Below are 3,722 nucleotides of genomic sequence, written 5' to 3'. Positions count from 1 at the left end.
CGACGAACCTCTGCTGTCGTTTGACCAGCAGAGGAGCCGTCAATGCCGAATACCGATTGCGAACTGATCTCCGAACTCAGATCCGTACTGACCAGCCAACGATACAGCCCGGTGGTGGCCGGGAACTACTGCGCCTATGCGCGCGGGTTCCTCGACTATCTTGCCCGGCGCAGCATCCCGATCGCGGAGGTGACCGAGGCGCAGGTGGGGTACTATTTGCACCATGCGATCGCGATGTTCCGCAAACGCCATGGTCGGTCTCCGGGGCCGTACTGGCACTCCATTCCGCGCTCTGGAATCCACGCATTGCTGCGGCTTGCACAGGGCCAGTGGCCGCCGGCGCCGAAGGCGACCTGCGCTGCCGACACGCTGCGCTTTGCGATCTGCGACGAATACGAGACCTGGCTACGCGAGGAACGGGGCCTTGCGGAGCCCAGCATCTACGCGCTGATGTGGGAGGGCCGGAACTTTCTCGCTTGGCAGCTTGATCGATGCGGCGTCGACTGTCTCATGGAAATGAGCGTTGGTGACATCGACCGTTACATGGACATGCGCAGCCCGCACCAAACGCGCAAATCGGTGAAGGACGTGGCGGAGCGCCTTCGCTCGCTGTTGCGCTATCTGCACCGGACGCGCCGCACCGCAACCGACTTGTCGCCGCACATCATCGCTCCGCTGCTGTACGCCTATGAAGGGGTGCCCTCGATCCTGGAGCGCGATCAGATCACCGCCGTCCTGGAAACCGCGAGCAAGGACACGACGCCCATCGGGCTCAGAGATCAGGCGATCCTGCAACTGCTGGCGACCTATGGTCTGAGGTCCGGCGAAATCCGCAGTCTGAAGATCGAGGATATCGACTGGCGGGCGGAATCGATCCGCATCCTCCACACCAAGACCCGTGCCTGTTCCTATCTGCCGTTGATGGCTCCGGTGGGCGAAGCCATCCTCACCTATCTGCGCTCGGGACGACCGCAGACCGACGCCCGCGAAGTGTTCGTGCGGACCCGTGCACCCTATGGAAGGCTCCGGGTGCTGCATAGTGCCGTCTTCCGGCGAATCCGGGATGCCGGGGTCAAGCCACCGGGAAAGTGTGGGCCACACATCTTCAGACATGCCCGCGCGGTCGAGATGCTGCGCGCCTCGGTCCCGCAAAAGGTGATCGGCGATATGCTTGGTCATCGTTCGACGGAATCTACCGCTCCGTATCTCAAGCTGGCAACCGAAGACCTGCGGGCCATCGCGCTCGACGTTCCGGGATCGGAGGTGCTGTCATGACGCCATGGCCCGATCCCGAACGACTGTTGATCGCGCGCTATCTCGCGGACCTTGGCCTGCGCAGCAAGAACAGCCGCACCTATTACAAACAGGTGCTCTACAGCTTCCAGGACGTCGCCGCGCGCCACACCGAACTCGGCCAAGATGTGCTGGTAGCCTGGTTGCGGGCGTGGTCCGACCGTTGGACAGCGACGACGCTGCTCCACCGCACCCGCATTATCGACCGGTTCCTCGATCACCTTGTGCAAACCGGGGCGATCCACCGCAATCCCGTCGTCGTCCTGCGCAAGGAGTGCAACGTCAAGCAGTGCATGCCGGTCTGGCGCGCTCTGGCTTCACGCGATCCAGAACAAGCCCTTGCCGAACTGCATCAGCCCAAACCGTTCGGCAGCGTGCTGGGCGCGATCATGGCCGAGCACGTTACGCTGATGCGCAACAGGGGGTACAAATATACCACGCAGCCTGTGTGGCTTTTGCGGTTCGACCGGTTCCTACAGCTGAACCCGGCGCTGCAGGATGAACCGATCGGGGTGATGCTCGAACACTGGGCGACGGCGAAGGCCACGCGCAATCATCCTGCCGAATGCGAAAAGCTGAAGCGCGTCCTTGCGAAGATACTCCGCCACCGGGATCCGTCGATCCCACCGCGCCGACCGGACCCACGTCCGGGGAAGGAAGTGGCCAAACAATGGCGCAAACCTCATATCTATACGCCCGCCGACGTGCAGCATATGCTCGACATTGCTCGCTCTTACCCCTCTCCGCGAGCGTCGCTTCGCCCGTTGAGTGTCTACACGATGCTTCTGCTCACCTATTGCGCGGGCCTGCGGCGCAGCGAGGTTGCCCGCCTTGATCTGGGGGATGTTGATCTTCAGGGCGGCACGATCACTATACGGCAGACCAAGTTCTACAAGACAAGGATACTGCCGCTGCCCGACACTGTGATGGCCGAACTTCGGGCGTACATCGATGTGCGGCGTCGCGCGGGTGCCCCGCAGGATCCGAGGTCAGGTCTGTTCTGGCACGAGCAGCGGAGCGGCCGCTATACGAAGCAAGCCGTCGCCTGGCTGCTCGTTGACGTCATACGCCGCGCCGGGCTGAAGCCACCGCAGGGGCGAACGGGACCGCGTTTGCACGACCTGCGGCACTCGATGGTCGTGAACCGGATCCTCGAATGGTACCGGACGGGCATCAACCCGCAGGACCGTCTGCCGTTCCTCGCGACCTACCTCGGCCACCGGGATATCAACTCTACGCTGGTCTACATCACGGTCACCCAGGATCTGCTGCATTACGCAAGTGAGCGGTTCCGCATTGTGGGCGCACCTTGCCTCAGCATGGAGCGGGAGGTGCAGACATGAGCAAGGCCAACCCGTTCCCGGTACTGATGCGCGCGTTCTTCTACGAATGGCTGGTCGAGCAGCGCAACGCATCCATCCATACGGTTCGATCATACCGCGATACCTGGCGGCTGTTCTTGCGGTTCGTCGCACAGCGGGCTGGAAGGAAGGTGGCTATGATTACGATGACTGATCTGGCCGCCAGCGAGGTCTCCGCGTTCCTCAGTTACGCTGAACATGAGCGCGGCGGCACGATCGGCACGCGCAACTGCAGGCTTGCCGCAATCCGCAGCTTCTTCCACTTCGTGGCGACCAGGGATCCCGCATCGATCGCGCAATGCGTCGAAATCCTCAACATACCCGTCAAGCGCGCGCCGGTATCGGAGCCCTGCTATCTGGATCCGGCGGAAGTGACGGCAATCCTTGCCCAGCCTGACCGTTCGACGCTCGAAGGCATGCGCGATCATGTGCTGCTCTCGTTCCTCTACAACAGCGGCGCACGAATACAGGAAGCGCTCGACCTGTGCCCCGAAGCAATCCGGTTCGAAAGTCCGAGCTGCGTGCGCTTGACCGGCAAGGGACGGAAGGAACGCATCTGCCCGCTCTGGCCTGAAACGGCCTTGCTGCTGAAGAAGCTGCTCGAACGGCAACCACGGGCGCCCGACCAACGGCTGTTCGTTAACCGCTATGGCGAACCGCTCAGCGCGTCGGGCGTCCGGTTCAAGCTTGCCGCCTACGTAAAGGCGGCGACCGAAGCCACACCAACGCTGCGTACCAAGCACGTGACGCCGCACGCCTTCCGGCACGCCACCGCCGTACACCTCATATCGGCGGGCGTCGATGTTACGGTCATCCGCAGTTGGCTAGGCCACGTGAGCCTCGACACGACCAACCACTATGCCAGGGCCAATCTGGAAACGAAGCGAAAGGCTCTGGAACAGGTCGCCGTTCCGACAACACCCGGCGGTCAGCCATCGTGGAAGCGCAATACAAGCGTGCTCGCTTGGCTCGACACGCTCTGAAATAATGTGAAGGAATGTTGGCAGGAAACCCCAGAACTCAGCCAATCTGGCCGCCTTCCTTCACATTATCGTCACCTCGTGATTA

At 62.3% G+C, this 3,722-nt stretch carries 3 protein-coding genes; all 3 read left to right on the top strand.

Going from position 1 to position 3,722, the window contains the following annotated elements:
• The first annotated feature begins 42 nt into the window (after window positions 1-42).
• From GGQ88_RS20955 to GGQ88_RS20945, 3 genes are read left to right on the top strand one after another with little or no spacing between them, the layout of a single operon-like run.
• Window positions 43-1,275 (top strand): site-specific integrase, encoded by a 1,233-nt coding sequence (locus tag GGQ88_RS20955; protein WP_183615343.1) that lies wholly within the window; start codon window positions 43-45, stop codon window positions 1,273-1,275.
• Window positions 1,272-2,636, top strand: a complete 1,365-nt coding sequence (locus GGQ88_RS20950; protein ID WP_183615342.1) for a tyrosine-type recombinase/integrase — start codon at window positions 1,272-1,274, stop codon at window positions 2,634-2,636. Before GGQ88_RS20955 ends, GGQ88_RS20950 begins: the two co-directional genes overlap by 4 nt.
• Window positions 2,633-3,637, top strand: coding sequence for a site-specific integrase (locus tag GGQ88_RS20945; protein WP_183615341.1), 1,005 nt, complete (start codon window positions 2,633-2,635; stop codon window positions 3,635-3,637). Before GGQ88_RS20950 ends, GGQ88_RS20945 begins: the two co-directional genes overlap by 4 nt.
• The last annotated feature ends 85 nt before the right edge of the window (window positions 3,638-3,722 follow it).

The organism is Novosphingobium hassiacum (genome assembly GCF_014196055.1).
Lineage (GTDB): Bacteria > Pseudomonadota > Alphaproteobacteria > Sphingomonadales > Sphingomonadaceae > Novosphingobium > Novosphingobium hassiacum.
The sequence above is the reverse complement of the archived record's forward strand: the minus strand, read 5'-3'. Positions and strand labels throughout refer to the sequence as shown.